Below are 13340 nucleotides of genomic sequence, written 5' to 3' on the forward strand. Positions count from 1 at the left end.
CCAGGAGGCATGTACGTGGACGCTGCGACCATCGGCGCCGTCGGAACGATCGTCGTCGGGCTCGCAGCGGCTGCGGCTGCTCTGATCGGACAGCGCACCAACGCGAGGGCCACCCACCAAGGGGTTGTGATGACCGGGTTCGGTGGGCTCGTCAACGAGCTCCAGGAGGAACGGGCCGACCTCCGCGAGAAGCTCGCCCAAGCGCACGCCGAGCTGGCTGGGGAACGCTCCGACAAGGCCCAGCTGCACGCGCAGATCGCACAGTTGCAAGCCGAGATCGCCGAACGTGACCGCCAGATCGCCGCCCTACGGAGGACCGCCCCGTGACCCGCCATCGCCCTGAAGGGATACTCGCTCGCCGCTGGCGGTCGCTCGCCGTCGCCGCGGTGCTTGCCGTGTTGTCCGGCGCGATCGTGCTGGTGTGGCTGCGCATCGATGCTGAGGCGCAGCGCACCGCGAATGTGGCGGCTGAGGCGGACCGGCGCGGTGACGCGGTGTCGACGCTGGCCGGGGACGTGCGCACCCTACGCGCGCAGATCCAGGCCGAGGGCGGCACCCCTGCTGCACCGGACCCGGCGGCGGCGGTCGATGACCTGCCGGACCGGGTCGAGGTCCCGGTGCCGATCCCCGGGCCGTCGGGCCCGCGCGGGCAGAAGGGCGAGGCGGGCACTCCTGGGAAGGACGGTACGGACGGGGAGCCGGGCGCGGCTGGGTCGCCGGGTCCGGCAGTCACGGGAGAGCCCGGCCGGGACGGGGTGAACGGCGCCGACGGAACCGACGGAGCACAGGGAATCCAGGGTGAGCGCGGCGAGAAGGGCGAGCCCGGCGAGCGCGGCCAGGCGGGTCCTCCTGGCCCGGCCTGCCCCGACGGATTCAGTCTCCAGCCGCCGCCGGGTGATCCGGATGGGCTGATGTGCCGGCGTGATGGTGCGCCACCGCCGGAGACTCCTGCCGGGTCACCGAGCCCGCTCGCTCTGGCGCTCGATCCGCGCCGCCAGTACCCATGATCGCGACGTGAAAGGGGCGGTCTGCCTGCCTACCTGTCCTATAGTTTTGCGACTTTAATAACGTGATCTTGCTCAGATCTCCGGCCACGCTCCGCCGCTCATCGGCAATCCCCGGGTTACCGCAAAGCCGCTGGTCAGAACGGATTGTCAGTGGTCCCGTCTACCGTGGATTGGGTACGGACTGCCGGGAAGCCACGGGGCTTCGGGAGCACGTCAGTCCCTGGCCCGGGGAGGCCGCATGGCAAGGAGCAAGGTCACGTTCGACTCGAACGCGTTCCGCCGGAACCTGAACAAGGTCGCGAACGAGGCGGCAGGGAAGGTCGGGGCGAAGATCTCGGCGGTGCTGAATGGCATGTCGTCGGAGTTCGAGGGCCGGCCGGTGGAGGAGATCAAGCCGGTGTTGCAGCAGCGTTGGGCTGGTGTGGCTGGTGGGTCGATTACGGATCCGGAGTTGTCGGAATATGCAGCGAAGATCGCGGCGGGTGAGACGTTCGACGTGAAGGTCAACGTACGCTGACACGGTGATGCCCCCGGCCACTTGTCCTGGCCGGGGCATCACGCTGTGCGGGCTACTGCTCGGTTACGAGGAGGGCGGCAGGGGTTCCACCGGCGCTCCGGATCGGGGACACCTTCCACCCCTCGCCCTCCAGGGCGTACCTGATCTCATCGGCCCCGAGGCCTGCGCGCCCGAGGTGCACAGTGACCCTCCCGTTATCCGGGACTCCGGGGGTGGCGTGCTCGATTCGCTCGATCAGGTGTCGCTGATCGGCTACGAACGCAGCATCGGCAACGGCTTCGATTGAAGGCATGGTCGTGGTCCTCACCGCTCGGGGCCGAGGGCTCGGATGGTGGTGCACGGCCAGCTGATGTCGCCGTGGTTGGAGCACACGTCACAGTAGGCCCCGGTTCCGGCGTCGGAGTCGCGCTTCTCGTGGAGTGCACGCACCCGCTGGATGGCGTCGCGCTGCTCGGCGAGCTTGGTGACGAACTGGGGGATGGTGTGGGTGTTCAGGTGCTCCAGGAGCACGGCGTCGATCTGTTCGATGTGGAGCCGTGCGGTGTCGGCCGCCATGCGCGTTACGACGTCGGAGATCGTCTCGCTGGGGCCCTGGGTGTAGCGGTTGGGGTTGTCTTCGGCGGTGGCCTGGGGTGCGTCGTGGTGCCACCCGCAGTCGAGTGGGCATTGGTAGCGCATCGTCGGGCCGTAGGTCTGCATGGTGGTCCTCACTGGTCGCTCTTGTGGGGCTTCTTCTCGTGGTTGCGCATGCTGGCCGGTGCTCCGATGTAGCCGCATCGCTCGCACTCTTCCCACCCGGCGTCTTCGCGTGCTTTGTGGGTGACGGAGTGGCTGGGGCCGAAGCCCTTGGCGTGGAGCATCTGGGCGACGGAGCCGCCGTATTCGACGGCGATGAGGGCGGCTTCGGCGACCTTGTCGTGGCCTCGGGCGAAGAAGCTGCCGAGGCCGATGTCGGTGCCGCAGCCGCAGAAACACTTGCCGGTGGGGATGAGGCGGGGGAGGCTCTTCGTCATGCAGACCAAGGTAGCGCTTCTTGGTTGGCATTCATAGTCACTTTTCAAGAATGTGGGGCGGTCGGGGGCAGCAACTCGCCCCATCGGGCGCACCCTTGAACCATGAGCACTGACTCGACTCCCCGCGAGGTCGAGGCGCCCAGCCCCGACGACACCGCGCACCCCGGCGAACCACCCGACCCGCCGGAGCGGCCGCGCGAACCGGGCGCCCGGCCGGCCCCGCTGTCCCGGCTGCTGTTCCCGTGACGCGGATGCTGGGCGCCTGGTCGTCGCCGTGGTGCCCGTACTGTCGTGGCCCGGCGGGGGTGGACTGCCCGGACCGGTCGTGGTCGAAGAAGCAGCAGCGGGCGCGGGAGGAACGGGCCTGGCGGCGGGAACTTTTCCAATTCCCCCTCTACACTATTAAGGTCGACGAAATGTAAAGGGTGGGGCACAGCATCATGCCGCGAGCGCTGACCGATGAGCAGGTCGAGGAAGTCCGCGCCCTGTACGCCCAAGGGGTCAGGACCGTAGAGATCGCTGAGCGGTACGGCGTTTCCCGCCCCACCGTCCTCAAGGCCGTCCCTGCGGAGGAACGGCGGCCGCGAGGCCCATGGAAGCCGTTCACGGAAGCCGAGGAGGTGGTCGCGAAGTACCGGAGCGGTCAGACCATCGTTGCCCTCGCCGAGGCATACGGCGTCGACACGACGAAGATCCGCCGGATTCTCATAGATGCTGGCGTCGAGAGGCGGCCCGCTAAGCCCCCTGCGCTTGACCTGCCAGCGAAGGAGATCGCCGACGCCTATCGCTCGGGTAAGACACTTCGCGCGATCGCCGCCGTCTACGGCGTTACTCCTGACCCGATCCGGCGTGTGCTGGCCGAGCAGGGCGTGGAGACGAGGTCGACCGGGTACGCCCCCTCGCTCAGCAGCGAGCAGAAGGAGGAGGCCCGCAGGCTGCGCGAGCAAGGTGCCAGCACCCTCGAACTCGCGGAACGGTTCAGTGTGTCGCGAGCCGTCATGCAGGCAGCCGTTCGAGGTGTCCGAGGTCCCAACTCGGGCGAGAAGACTCGTCAGACAGACGCCGAGATCGTTGCCGCCTACGAACGAGGGGTAAGCATCCAGGAGCTAGCGCGCCGCAATGGAATGGCTCACCCCACCGTTACCAAGGTACTGAAGGACGCAGGTGTGGCGCTCCGTGGACGTGGCGCTCCTCGAAAAGGCCTGCCGGAGCACGAGATCCTTGAGAGAGCCAATTCGGGTGAGAAGCTGACTGATCTGGCCAAGGCGTACGGCATCAGCGATCCGACCCTCCGGCGCGTGCTCCGGGAGGGCGGGTTCCGCTTTCAGCGCTCCCGTTGAGCCTGGCCGCGAATCGGGGCGATCCTTAGGATCGCGCACACAGCAGAAACGGCGGCGACCTCCGGATGCGGACCCGCGATAAGCTCACTTGCGTCCACTTAGCCTGATTCGTGAGGGTTCCATGGTCCAGCACGCTGCTACGTGCCCGCTCTACCCGACTCACTGGCTCCGGTTCGCCGTGGCCACGACCGGACTCCTCCTCCAGGACCCGCCCGACCCGGGCGGAGACCGGATCTCGGCGATGATGCTGACCGACGCGCTCGCCCACCTTGCCGAGCTCCCGAATTGGGAGACCGTCACCCTGAAGGATGTCGTGGACCAGGTGGACTGGGTGGAGAGTTCTCCCAACCGCGAGTGGCTGCGGTCGCAGTGCACCTGCGGAGCTCTGGACGGCTGAGCCAGCGTCGCACCTGAGCAGGCGGACCGTTGCGTCTCACCTCGGATAACCTTTCGTTATCCGATCACTCAGGAGGATCGCGTGGGAAACGCCCCCGCACCCATCCCGGAGTCCGACGAGGCGCTCACGCTCCGCTGGGCCGAACGACACGGCGTCGACACTGCCCGCCGGCTGGTCGACGCGGAGAACCTCGCCGACGCAGTTGCGCGCGAGATCACCCCCGACAACACGATCGACACCTACGCCAAGTCCTGGCGCGTGTGGAAACGGTTCTGCGTGTCCCAGAACTTCCCCCTCACCGAAGGAACCCGCGGCTCCCTCGTCGCCTTCGCCGTCTGGATGCTCCGCGAGGGCCGACAGGACGGCACCGGCTACGCACCCACCGCCGCCAAGACCCACCTGGCGGCCACCGCTGTGGGGTTGCGCCAGCGGGGCCACCCGGTGAGCAAGGACGTATTTGCTGAAGCCCGCGACGCCCTCGACGGCCTGGCCGTGCAACTCCTCAAGGCGGGTGAACGTCGGGGCCGCGGCAAGGCAGTGGCCGCCAGCGTCGATGGGTTGAGCATGATTGTCCGCGCCTGCCCGCCCGACCTGACCGGGCTCAGGGACAAGGCCCTCGTGCTCACCGGCTTCAACTTCGCCTCGCGCGCCTCCGAACCGGCAGGACTGCTGGCCGGTGACATCACGGTGCAGCCGCGCGGCATGGTCGTCTCCGTCCTCACCGGCAAAACGCGGTACTCCGTACGGGAAGCGAAGATCCCGTACTCGCAGACACCTGAACTCTGCCCGGTACGGGCTTGGATCGCCTACCGCGAGCAGCTCGTCGCCGAGCACGGGTCGAAGTGGGCCGCCCCCTCCACGCCGGCCTTCGTCGCCATCAGCCGCTGGGGAAAGGTAACGGGAGGCCTCGGTCCGGACGGCGTCACCCGTGCCATCAAGCGGATCTCCGCCCGCGCCCAGGTCCCGATCGTCTGGACCGGCCACTCTCTGCGCGCCGGCCTCGCGACCGAGGGACGCAGGAAGGGCAAGGACGCTGTCTCCATCTCCCGCCAGGGTGGATGGGCTCCCAACAGCCGCGAGATGCTCGGGTACATGCGAACGGCTGACGAATGGGACGACAATGCCTCCGCGGGACTGACCTGATGCCTACGAGTGGAGCCGACGTGACCCCGAAGGTGTACGAGGCGGCGTCGGTGCGGCAGCTGTCCGCGGTGGTGGACGGCATGACCGGCACGGTGTCCGACAGCCGACTGCGGCAGTTGCGGATGGTCGTCGGCATGTTCGACCGGGCGGTGGGCCGGGACGAGATGCCGGGCAGGGCGTCCCGGTCAGCAGCCCAGTTGTTCACGTGGGCGGCGCTACGCCCGTTCTGGGAGCTGGCGGCCGCCGGGGAACTGCGGCATTGGGAGAAGGACATCGGGAAACCGCTGCCGGTGACCACGCTGCGGGTGGTGCGGAACTGCTTGGAGGTTCTGGCTGGCCGGGTGCTGCCTGCGGGTCGGCGGGTGCGGTTGCCGGAGCTGGAGGCGCCTGTGCTGAAGTCGACGGTGGATGACCGGTCGTTGGCCGCCTTGTATCGGGGGATGGTGGATCTGGCGGCGACAGGGCCGTTGGTGCGGGACGGGACGGCCCTGTCGCCGGAAGACCGGGCGCGGACGTTGGCGATGGTGGCGGTGCTGCTGGATGCGGGGCTGCGGTCGGGGGAGATGGCCGCGCAGACGTTGTCGGACCTGGCACCGGGGGTGGCGGCGGTGGGGGTGCGCCGGCGGGCCCAGCGGCGGGACGAGGCTCGGGCCGGGGAGGTTGCCGCGGTGACAGGGCTGCACCCGTCGACCGTGACGAAGGTGTTGTCCGGGTTGGGGCATGACCGGTCGTTGGCGACGGAGGCCCGGGTCCTGGAGGCTGCCGCGGCGTTGCCGCCGGTGCCGGAGGTGGAGTGGTTCGAGCTGCGGGAGGGGTCCCGGGTGGCGGTGCGCCGGTGGCTGGCCGTGCGGGAGCTGCTGGTGTCGGAGGATGTGCCGTTGACGGGGCAGCGGACAGCGTTGTGGGTGACGTTGACGCCGTCGAAGGCGGGGCCGATCGGGATCCCGCTGCGTCCACAGGGGCTCAGGCAGGCGTATGCGCGGGGGATCACGGCGTTGAACTGGGTGATGGCCGCGTCGCATGGGTGGGAGCCGTTGCCGACGACGATGGAGCAGGTGCGCCGGTCGGTGGACGTGGTGCCGCTGCTGGACCCGCCCGGGGTGTGAGCGGGTCAGGTGCCGGGGATGGTGTCCTGGTCGACTTCGTGGGGTGCGGCGGCTTGTGGCCGGCGGGCGGGATCGCAGTCCGGCCCCCATCCGTTCAGGCGTGAGCTGAGCGCGGTCAGCGGGCGTCCGCAGCGTCGGCAGTACCGGTGTCGGTAGCCGGTTGCGGGGTCGTTGATGAGGGTGGGCTGCTGGTTCCGGTGGGTGCGGGCCATGGGTTCAGTGTCCGGTGTGGTGGCGGCTGGTGCGAGGTGCGGTCTACAATCGCCGTGATCTCACGGTTGTGCCCGTGAGCGAGGCCACCACCCAAACGGGGCGGTGGCCTTCGGCGTTCACGGGGTCAGGCGGCCCGGTGGAGTGCGAGGCAGTCCGGGCACCAGCGCTCGTTCTCCTTCACCAGCCGGACCGGCACGTCCTGCTTCGGCCCGGGCGCTACGATCCCCTCTTCCTTGCTGCACGCGATGGGGTGGAAGTCGCATTCCCCGGTGCACCGGTGGCCGGGGGCGGGCTTGTGCCAGACGGTCTGGTCGGGGGTGCGGCCGTAGCCGGGGACACGTTCCGAGACGGCGAGCATGGCTTCTCCTTCGGCGTTCACGGGGTCAGGCGCCCCGAGTGGCGCTGGCGTCCTGCGCGGCAACACGGAGGCGGGCATATCGCAGGGGCGACTTGGCCTGGAAGAAGTGGCCGCGACGGTACTCCCGAACCTGCTCCCCGCCCTCATCGGTCAGGGCCAGGTAGCTGATGGAGCCGTAGGCGCTGAAGAGCCGGATGGCGGCCTCTTCGGCTGCCGACTCGCTCTCAACCGGGCGGGGCTCGATGTGGGGTGTCGGGTACTGCTGGTGCCGTCCGTCGCGGATGCCGCCGGTCATGGGGTGCAGGGTGAGCATGGTGTTCTCCTTATGCGGCGAGGCTGGTGTGAGTCTGGTCGATGCGGCGGCTCGGGAGGTAGTCCCGGCCGAGTTCGCGGGCGATGAGTTGTGCGGGGCTACGCACCACGATGACCGCACCCGCCGGGGTCGTTGCCTCCGGGCGGTCCAGGACGAACGCCATGCGGTGCAGGGTGTAGCTGACGATCTTGTGGACCAGGAAGCCCCGGGCCTCTCCCCGGAGGCGGCACATGGCGCGGACCTCGATGCGGCCGGACTTCGTGGTGCGGATGTCATACGGCTCGATCGTCCGGATGGACTCGGTGCCGTCCTGGTCGAGGTAGGTGATGGTGACGGCTTCGGCGCGGTCCAGGGCTCGGTACAGGTCGGTGAGGGTCTTGGTGCTGGTCTGCTGGTTGGTGTGTCGCATCTTGTGCCCCCGCGTCTCGTGGTGTTGTGAAGACAGTACCTATATTCCATGGCGTACGCAATAGGAATGGGGTACGGTGGTCACACCAGGAACCGCCTGGAGTACCCGCAAGCCCAACAGCTGTGGCGTACGCACTACAAAAAGGAGGACACTGGCGTGGCACACACCCCCATCACGCGCCCGCCTGGCCGCCCCCGGTCCGATCGGCGCGCGTCGCCGAGAGGACCCCGCCCCGTGGCACTCCGCCCCGAAGACCAGAAGCGCGTCAACGACCTCACCGAAGCCGCCCAGCACCTCCGTACCACCGGTGCCCCACAGCTCGCGGACAGCGTTGACTACGTCCTGTCCATGGACGGTCTCGCGTTCATCGGCCGACTGAGGTTGGAGCGCATGCACACGCAGGCCGCCGAGGGTGACCTCGACCCGAACCTGCCGATGGCGATGCCGCGCCCCGTCCGGGACCAGATCAAGTCGACGGCCCGTCAGCAGGGTCGGGATTTGACAGCGGAGGCGCACAAGGCGCTGGAGGAGTTTTGCGCTGGCCGGTTCACTCCGGACCGCCCGGTTCGCGCCGCACATGGTTCGGGCGAGGTGAAGGTGAACCTGAATCTTCGGGTTAACGCCGACCTGCGGGCCCGGGCGGAGAAGCACGGTAAGGACGTGGCCGCCGAGCTGGGCTGGGCGCCGCGCGCTTCGCATGTCATCACTGGCTGGCTGATCCGGGAGTTCACCGGGGCCAGTAGGTAGTGCCCACCCCGTGACGGGGTGGGTTCGGACGCCGACACCCGGGCCTGCCCCCGCACAGCGATAACCCCATAGGAGACCTCATGGCCACGGCCACCGAGGCCCCCGCCAGCGTCACGGCGGAGGGCCCCACCTCGCACACCCAAAACCAGGCAGTCCCCAGCATCTACCAGCTCATGGCCCTGGTCATGCGCGACGTCCGCGACGTCGGCAAGAACGGCTTCAACGACCACCAGAAGTACAAGTTCCGTGGTGTCGACGACTTCATCGGCGCCCTCGCCCAGCCGCTCCGTGACCACGGCGTGTTCATGATGACGGAGATCCTCGACTTCCAGACCTCGGTCCGCGGAAAGATGAACGCCGTCCACATGCGGGTCGCGTTCCACTTCCACGGCCCGGCCGGCGACAAGGTCACCACCAGCACCCTGGGCGAGGCGTCCGACACGGCGGACAAGGCGTCGAACAAGGCAATGTCCGCGGCGCTGAAGTACGCCCTGATGCAGACGTTCATGATCCCGGTCGACGCAGGGTCGCTCGACGACGGAGACCGGGACCACCCAGTGGGCCAGCGGTCACCGGCGGACGCGTACCTGGAGCGGCTGCGGAAGCCCACGGTGTGGAACAACGTGACGGCGCTGACCGCGATGCACGCGGAGGCGAAGGGTGACGGCCTCTTGGGTTCGGCGGTGCAGGGCCCGGATGGGGAGACGACGCTTGGGGATCTGATCGTGTCCCGCGGCCGGCAGCTCAAGGACGAGTTGGCGGCCCGGGAGGAGCGCCAGGCGCAGGAGGCTCCGGTGGCGGCCGCGCAGGTGGCTGCCGAGCACGGTGCTGGCCCGGACCCGATCGACAACCTCGTCGGCCAGGTGCAGCGCGGGTGGAACGACGCCACGGAGCTCACGAAGGTCCTTGCGGAGGCGGGGCGCCGAAATCAGCTGCTCCGGGAGGTCGACGGTCCGACCGGCGGCATGGTCCAGTTCGGCGACATGGTGACGGCCCGCGTACAGGAGCTCAAGGAGCAGGCTCGGCAGGCCGAGCGGAACGGGCACACCGACACCCACGAGAGGAGCGCCGCCTGATGACCGCCTCTCAGGAGCGGGAGCACGGGTACGCGCGGTACAAGCTGGACAAGTGCCGCTGTTACACCTGCGCGTGGGAGGTGTCCCAGTACGTCGAGGCCCGCGCCCGGGCCATCGCCTACGGAACGTGGCAGCCGTTCGTTGACGCCGAGCCCGTCCGGCAGCACCTCCAGAACCTTCAGTCGTGCGGTATCGGCCTGCGCCGCATAGCCGAAGCCGTCGGCGTGGACAGGAAGAGGCTGCAAGCGGTCCTGACTGGCCGGCCAGAACGGGGTACGGGCCCGCAGGAGCGGGTGCGCCCGGAGTTCGCGGCGGCGGTCCTGGCTTTGGAGCATTCACTGGAACTGATGGGCCCCACCACCCCCATCAACGCGGCCGGTACCCACCGGAGGCTTCAGGCCCTGATGGTCGCCGGGTGGCCTGTGGAGCGGATTGCTGAGGCTCTGGGGCAGCGAACCTCCAACATGGCGGCCTTGATGCTTCGCCCGCGGGTCATTGTCCGTACGGCCCTCACGGTCCAGGGCTTGTACGACCAGTGGTGGAAGTCCGACCCGCGTATGCACGGTGTCGACGTTCAGGCGTACACCGAGACCCGGAAGCACGCCGCCCGCCTGGGGTGGGCTCCGGTCGGCGCGTGGGACGACGACACCATCGACGACCCGGCCGCGGTACCGGACCTGGGCGAGCAGGTCACGCGGACTGAAGCGATCGCCGAGGACGCCACCTGGCTGATGGAGAGCTTCGGCTACGACCGGCAGGCCGCCGCGGATCGTCTCGGCATCTCGAAGAACGGTGTCGCGCAGGCACTGTCGAGAACGGCGCGCGCAAGCGCCAACGGTTCAGCACCGACAGAACGGCCGGTGCTGACGTGGGAGCCCCCGAAGTGTGGCGAGGCACGCATGTACCGGCAGCATCTGCGCCGCGGCGAGTCCTGCGAGGAGTGCCGCGGTGCCAACGCTGCCGCGGATCGCCGGTACCGGCTGACAGGAAGCCGCGCGGAGGCGTCCTAGCCGCCTGTTCAGCCACTGCATCACCGGCCGGTCCCACCCCGGGGCCGGCCGAAGTCGTCTCCATCACCTGTTGGGAGGCCCGCCATGGGCGTTGTCCTGCTGTACCTGTCCGTCTCTCTGCTGCTGTCGGCGCCGTTCGGTGTGGCCGCGTGGCGGCACTGGTCGGACCGAATGCCCGACCGGCCCGGCGTCCCCCCGTTGTCCGAATCTGGGCCGCGATGACTCGACCCATGACCCAGCTGTACCGGAGCCCCGGAGAGGAGGCGATGACCATGACCACCACCCAGCAGTACACCGCGATGGCCGCGGTGCTCGTCGTCCTGGCGGGCGCCGGCCGGGTCTGGTGGCAGATGCACCGGTTGCGGCGGCTCCTGCGGTCGGAGCGTGCCGCCGCACTGCTGACCGATGCCACGCACCACCGGGACATGGAGGCGTTCCGGGCCAGGGTCGCCCGCGCGGTCGCCGAGCAGCGGGCCGCGGAGGAGTTCACAGCCCGGTTCCTGGACGACCTGGCGGTCATGGCCGCCGCCGACGAGGTGGTGGCCGCCGAGCTGGCCCGCACCACACACCACAACCCGCAGGAAGGGGACACCCCATGACCACGACCGTCGATGCGATTGCCGCCCGGCAGCGCCTGGTGGACGACCGGCACTACCGGTACCGCGGGTGCGCCCCCGACCCTGACACCCCGGGCATGTCCGCGGGGGACCCTGATGTGCCGCTGGACGCGTGGGGCCCGTACACGGGTGACGGTGCGGAGGCGCAGAAGACTCGCCTGGACCGGGAGAAGACCGCCCTGCAGATTTGCGGCAGGTGCCCGGTGCTGGCGCTGTGCCGCACCTACGCCAACACCACCACCGTGGAGGTCGATGCGAACGGCCGGCAGGTCGAGCACCTCGTCGAGCCGGAAGGGGTCATGGGCGGGCAGAAGGCGCTGGCCCGGCACAAGGCACTCATCGAACGCAAGCACGTGGAGGCCGCCACCGCCGTGGCGCCTGTGCGGGATCTGGCCGACGCCCGCACTCCGCAGAAGGTCGCGGTCCTGCTCGCCCTGGCCGCCGAGGTGGCGGACGTACGGGTGGCACACCGTGCCGGTATGGACCTGCGGACGTGCAACTGGCACCGCAGCGCCCTGTGCTCTCTCCTCGACCTGGACAAGGAGACCGCGACCCGCGACGAACTCCTTACGGTCGCGGTCCTGCGGGGGTTGCTGCCGTCGGCGGCCGGGGTGGTGTGGGACGGGCTGTGGCCTGTCGCCGCAGCTCCTACGACGGACGGTGTGCGCCAGCGGCGGATAGCCCCGGACATGCCGTTGACCGCCCTCATCCCGCGGCCGCGCACCCGACGCCGGAAGCCGCCGGCCACCGACACCCGGCTGCGCGTGCGGTACGTCGCGGTGCCTCTCTTCCCGGTGGCGCTGGTCGCCCCGGCCCCTACCCGAGCCCTGGAGCCCGCAGCATGAACCAGCCCACCACCACCGCGGCGGCCGACGCCTCGTCACCGGCCCACGTCGACCGTGCCCTCGCCGACCGGTGCCAGACCTCCGGCGACTACATCGCCGGCCTCATCGCCCACGGCCACCTCGAAGCCGCCGGCACACCCCGCAAGCTCCCCGCCGCCCTCTTCCCCGACCAGGACCCCGCCGCCGTGCAGCAGGTGTGGGACGCGGCGCTGGCGGTCGGGTACCGGGCCGGGCAGCTGTCCGTACGACCCACGTGGACGAGGGACGCCCTGGACCGTCTCCAGGCCGCCCTCGACGGGGCCGGGTTCGTGGCGATGGGACGTCTGGCCGCACGGTCCGCGACCCTGCACCCGCCCCGGCACCCCGCCGACGGCGAGCACCCCGCCGGGCATGACGAGGACGACACCACGGCGCGGGACGGGGGCACTGGTGACCGCCCCCCGCCGCGGCCGGCCCGCCGTGTTCGCGCCCCCCGCCCAGACCGCCTACCTCGACCTCGTACACCACGGGATGCGGCTGGGGGACGCCGCCGAACACCTGGGCATCAACCGGGCCGTGCCCACCCGGCACGCCCGCACCGACCCCGAGTTCGCCACCCTGCTCGACGAAGCGAAGGCCGTGGGGGCGAAGGTACGGCGGGAGGGAGTACCGCACGACGAGTACCGGTACAACGTGCTCGGCTGCCGCTGCCCGGACTGCGGCCTGGCCGCCAGGGTCGGCCGCGCCGGACGCCGTACGGACGCAACCGCCGACGAACCCCCGGGCGGTGACACCACCGGGGACGTCCACCCGATCCGACTGGACGGGGCCGTCGTTGGCGACTCTTCTCTTCCTTCCTTTTTGCTGGCCAGGGCTTCTTGAGGGGTACCGGGGAAGCTCAGCAAGATCACGTTATTAAAGTCGCAAAAGTATAGGACAGCGCCCCTGGCCCGTACGGCTGTGCGATGAGCCGCATACCTGACGACAAGTCGGATGAACAACACGATCAGCAAGGAGGCAGACAAGTGGCGAGAGGAACGGGTAGGCTGCGCTTGACGCCAGACGACCACTCAGGTCCCGGGTGTGCACAGACAAATAGAACGGCCTCGCTCCCCCGGCTGGTAACCGGGATCGACGCGAGGCCGGTGCCGCAGACAGTCCCTGAAGACTCCTACGGCCGGCCGACACACAACAACGACGAAGGTGCCGACATGGCGAAGCGTACCCGGGAATCATGCCCCGCAGACAGT

Annotated in this window: 22 protein-coding genes; 15 read left to right on the top strand and 7 right to left on the bottom strand. The window is 69.5% G+C overall.

Annotated elements, in window-relative coordinates:
* Positions 1–15 precede the first annotated feature (15 nt).
* From CR470_RS01905 to CR470_RS39025, 4 genes are all read left to right on the top strand, one after another.
* Entirely contained in the window at positions 16–327 is a 312-nt protein-coding gene (locus CR470_RS01905; protein WP_097865895.1) for a hypothetical protein, read from the top strand.
* Positions 324–1007, top strand: coding sequence for a collagen-like protein (locus CR470_RS01910; RefSeq protein WP_097865825.1), 684 nt, complete (start codon positions 324–326; stop codon positions 1005–1007). Before CR470_RS01905 ends, CR470_RS01910 begins: the two co-directional genes overlap by 4 nt.
* A 238-nt stretch (positions 1008–1245) precedes the next feature.
* Complete coding sequence (locus CR470_RS01915) at positions 1246–1524, top strand: hypothetical protein (protein WP_097865826.1); 279 nt, start codon at positions 1246–1248, stop codon at positions 1522–1524.
* A 4-nt stretch (positions 1525–1528) separates the two neighbouring features.
* The gene (locus tag CR470_RS39025) at positions 1529–1810 is read left to right on the top strand and encodes a hypothetical protein (protein ID WP_143663749.1); all 282 of its coding nucleotides are present in this window, start codon (positions 1529–1531) and stop codon (positions 1808–1810) included.
* Between the two features lie 17 nt (positions 1811–1827).
* Here the strand turns inward: CR470_RS39025 and CR470_RS01925 are convergent, their stop codons facing one another.
* The gene (locus CR470_RS01925) at positions 1828–2223 is read right to left on the bottom strand and encodes a hypothetical protein (RefSeq protein ID WP_143663750.1); all 396 of its coding nucleotides are present in this window, start codon (positions 2221–2223) and stop codon (positions 1828–1830) included.
* Between the two features lie 8 nt (positions 2224–2231).
* Positions 2232–2537 carry a hypothetical protein gene (locus CR470_RS01930; protein WP_097865829.1) on the bottom strand — a complete coding sequence of 102 codons (306 nt, stop codon included), beginning with the start codon at positions 2535–2537 and terminating at the stop codon, positions 2232–2234.
* Between the two features lie 102 nt (positions 2538–2639).
* On the opposite strand from CR470_RS01930, the gene CR470_RS39300 reads away from it, so the two are divergent.
* The 5 genes from CR470_RS39300 (at position 2640) to CR470_RS01950 (ending at position 6523) form a co-directional block, all read left to right on the top strand.
* The gene (locus CR470_RS39300) at positions 2640–2783 is read left to right on the top strand and encodes a hypothetical protein (RefSeq protein WP_179892099.1); all 144 of its coding nucleotides are present in this window, start codon (positions 2640–2642) and stop codon (positions 2781–2783) included.
* 194 nt (positions 2784–2977) lie between these two features.
* Positions 2978–3877 carry a helix-turn-helix domain-containing protein gene (locus CR470_RS01935; protein WP_107489436.1) on the top strand — a complete coding sequence of 300 codons (900 nt, stop codon included), beginning with the start codon at positions 2978–2980 and terminating at the stop codon, positions 3875–3877.
* A 121-nt stretch (positions 3878–3998) separates the two neighbouring features.
* Entirely contained in the window at positions 3999–4274 is a 276-nt protein-coding gene (locus CR470_RS01940; RefSeq protein WP_097865831.1) for a hypothetical protein, read from the top strand.
* A gap of 81 nt (positions 4275–4355) precedes the next feature.
* Positions 4356–5417, top strand: coding sequence for a tyrosine-type recombinase/integrase (locus CR470_RS01945; protein ID WP_257138347.1), 1062 nt, complete (start codon positions 4356–4358; stop codon positions 5415–5417).
* Between the two features lie 32 nt (positions 5418–5449).
* Complete coding sequence (locus CR470_RS01950) at positions 5450–6523, top strand: hypothetical protein (protein ID WP_143663751.1); 1074 nt, start codon at positions 5450–5452, stop codon at positions 6521–6523.
* A 5-nt stretch (positions 6524–6528) separates the two neighbouring features.
* Here CR470_RS01950 and CR470_RS01955 read toward each other — a convergent pair whose 3' ends face one another.
* From CR470_RS01955 to CR470_RS01970, 4 genes are all read right to left on the bottom strand, one after another.
* Positions 6529–6735 carry a DUF6011 domain-containing protein gene (locus CR470_RS01955; RefSeq protein WP_097865833.1) on the bottom strand — a complete coding sequence of 69 codons (207 nt, stop codon included), beginning with the start codon at positions 6733–6735 and terminating at the stop codon, positions 6529–6531.
* 125 nt (positions 6736–6860) lie between these two features.
* Entirely contained in the window at positions 6861–7094 is a 234-nt protein-coding gene (locus tag CR470_RS01960) for a hypothetical protein (RefSeq protein WP_097865834.1), read from the bottom strand.
* A gap of 25 nt (positions 7095–7119) precedes the next feature.
* Positions 7120–7407 (bottom strand): hypothetical protein, encoded by a 288-nt coding sequence (locus CR470_RS01965; protein WP_097865835.1) that lies wholly within the window; start codon positions 7405–7407, stop codon positions 7120–7122.
* A gap of 10 nt (positions 7408–7417) precedes the next feature.
* Positions 7418–7816, bottom strand: coding sequence for a WYL domain-containing protein (locus tag CR470_RS01970; protein ID WP_097865836.1), 399 nt, complete (start codon positions 7814–7816; stop codon positions 7418–7420).
* Between the two features lie 234 nt (positions 7817–8050).
* On the opposite strand from CR470_RS01970, the gene CR470_RS01975 reads away from it, so the two are divergent.
* The 5 genes from CR470_RS01975 (at position 8051) to CR470_RS01995 (ending at position 12111) form a co-directional block, all read left to right on the top strand.
* Positions 8051–8563, top strand: coding sequence for a hypothetical protein (locus CR470_RS01975; RefSeq protein WP_097865837.1), 513 nt, complete (start codon positions 8051–8053; stop codon positions 8561–8563).
* A gap of 80 nt (positions 8564–8643) precedes the next feature.
* On the top strand, positions 8644–9639 hold the full coding sequence (locus CR470_RS01980; protein ID WP_097865838.1) for an ERF family protein: 996 nt from the start codon (positions 8644–8646) through the stop codon (positions 9637–9639).
* Positions 9639–10649, top strand: a complete 1011-nt coding sequence (locus CR470_RS01985; protein WP_097865839.1) for a hypothetical protein — start codon at positions 9639–9641, stop codon at positions 10647–10649. Before CR470_RS01980 ends, CR470_RS01985 begins: the two co-directional genes overlap by 1 nt.
* A 230-nt stretch (positions 10650–10879) precedes the next feature.
* Positions 10880–11248 carry a hypothetical protein gene (locus CR470_RS01990; protein ID WP_097865840.1) on the top strand — a complete coding sequence of 123 codons (369 nt, stop codon included), beginning with the start codon at positions 10880–10882 and terminating at the stop codon, positions 11246–11248.
* Positions 11245–12111, top strand: coding sequence for a hypothetical protein (locus CR470_RS01995; RefSeq protein WP_097865841.1), 867 nt, complete (start codon positions 11245–11247; stop codon positions 12109–12111). Before CR470_RS01990 ends, CR470_RS01995 begins: the two co-directional genes overlap by 4 nt.
* Before the next feature lie 35 nt (positions 12112–12146).
* On the opposite strand, the gene CR470_RS02000 is transcribed toward CR470_RS01995, so the two are convergent.
* Positions 12147–12503, bottom strand: coding sequence for a hypothetical protein (locus tag CR470_RS02000; RefSeq protein WP_097865842.1), 357 nt, complete (start codon positions 12501–12503; stop codon positions 12147–12149).
* A gap of 37 nt (positions 12504–12540) precedes the next feature.
* On the opposite strand from CR470_RS02000, the gene CR470_RS02005 reads away from it, so the two are divergent.
* The gene (locus tag CR470_RS02005; RefSeq protein WP_097865843.1) at positions 12541–12972 is read left to right on the top strand and encodes a hypothetical protein; all 432 of its coding nucleotides are present in this window, start codon (positions 12541–12543) and stop codon (positions 12970–12972) included.
* Positions 12973–13340: the final 368 nt, after the last annotated feature.

The organism is Streptomyces sp. rh34, from assembly GCF_002551245.1.
GTDB lineage: Bacteria > Actinomycetota > Actinomycetes > Streptomycetales > Streptomycetaceae > Streptomyces.

Excerpts from the sequence above, each read along its gene's own strand:
- CR470_RS01915 (WP_097865826.1), top strand. The coding sequence starts at position 1,246 with ATGGCAAGGAGCAAGGTCACGTTCGACTCGAACGCGTTCCGCCGGAAC.
- CR470_RS01925 (WP_143663750.1), bottom strand. The coding sequence starts at position 2,223 with ATGCAGACCTACGGCCCGACGATGCGCTACCAATGCCCACTCGACTGC.
- CR470_RS01930 (WP_097865829.1), bottom strand. The coding sequence starts at position 2,537 with ATGACGAAGAGCCTCCCCCGCCTCATCCCCACCGGCAAGTGTTTCTGC.
- CR470_RS39300 (WP_179892099.1), top strand. The coding sequence starts at position 2,640 with ATGAGCACTGACTCGACTCCCCGCGAGGTCGAGGCGCCCAGCCCCGAC.
- CR470_RS01935 (WP_107489436.1), top strand. The coding sequence starts at position 2,978 with ATGCCGCGAGCGCTGACCGATGAGCAGGTCGAGGAAGTCCGCGCCCTG.
- CR470_RS01940 (WP_097865831.1), top strand. The coding sequence starts at position 3,999 with ATGGTCCAGCACGCTGCTACGTGCCCGCTCTACCCGACTCACTGGCTC.
- CR470_RS01955 (WP_097865833.1), bottom strand. The coding sequence starts at position 6,735 with ATGGCCCGCACCCACCGGAACCAGCAGCCCACCCTCATCAACGACCCC.
- CR470_RS01960 (WP_097865834.1), bottom strand. The coding sequence starts at position 7,094 with ATGCTCGCCGTCTCGGAACGTGTCCCCGGCTACGGCCGCACCCCCGAC.
- CR470_RS01965 (WP_097865835.1), bottom strand. The coding sequence starts at position 7,407 with ATGCTCACCCTGCACCCCATGACCGGCGGCATCCGCGACGGACGGCAC.
- CR470_RS01970 (WP_097865836.1), bottom strand. The coding sequence starts at position 7,816 with ATGCGACACACCAACCAGCAGACCAGCACCAAGACCCTCACCGACCTG.
- CR470_RS01980 (WP_097865838.1), top strand. The coding sequence starts at position 8,644 with ATGGCCACGGCCACCGAGGCCCCCGCCAGCGTCACGGCGGAGGGCCCC.
- CR470_RS01985 (WP_097865839.1), top strand. The coding sequence starts at position 9,639 with ATGACCGCCTCTCAGGAGCGGGAGCACGGGTACGCGCGGTACAAGCTG.
- CR470_RS01990 (WP_097865840.1), top strand. The coding sequence starts at position 10,880 with ATGACCCAGCTGTACCGGAGCCCCGGAGAGGAGGCGATGACCATGACC.
- CR470_RS01995 (WP_097865841.1), top strand. The coding sequence starts at position 11,245 with ATGACCACGACCGTCGATGCGATTGCCGCCCGGCAGCGCCTGGTGGAC.
- CR470_RS02000 (WP_097865842.1), bottom strand. The coding sequence starts at position 12,503 with ATGCCCGGCGGGGTGCTCGCCGTCGGCGGGGTGCCGGGGCGGGTGCAG.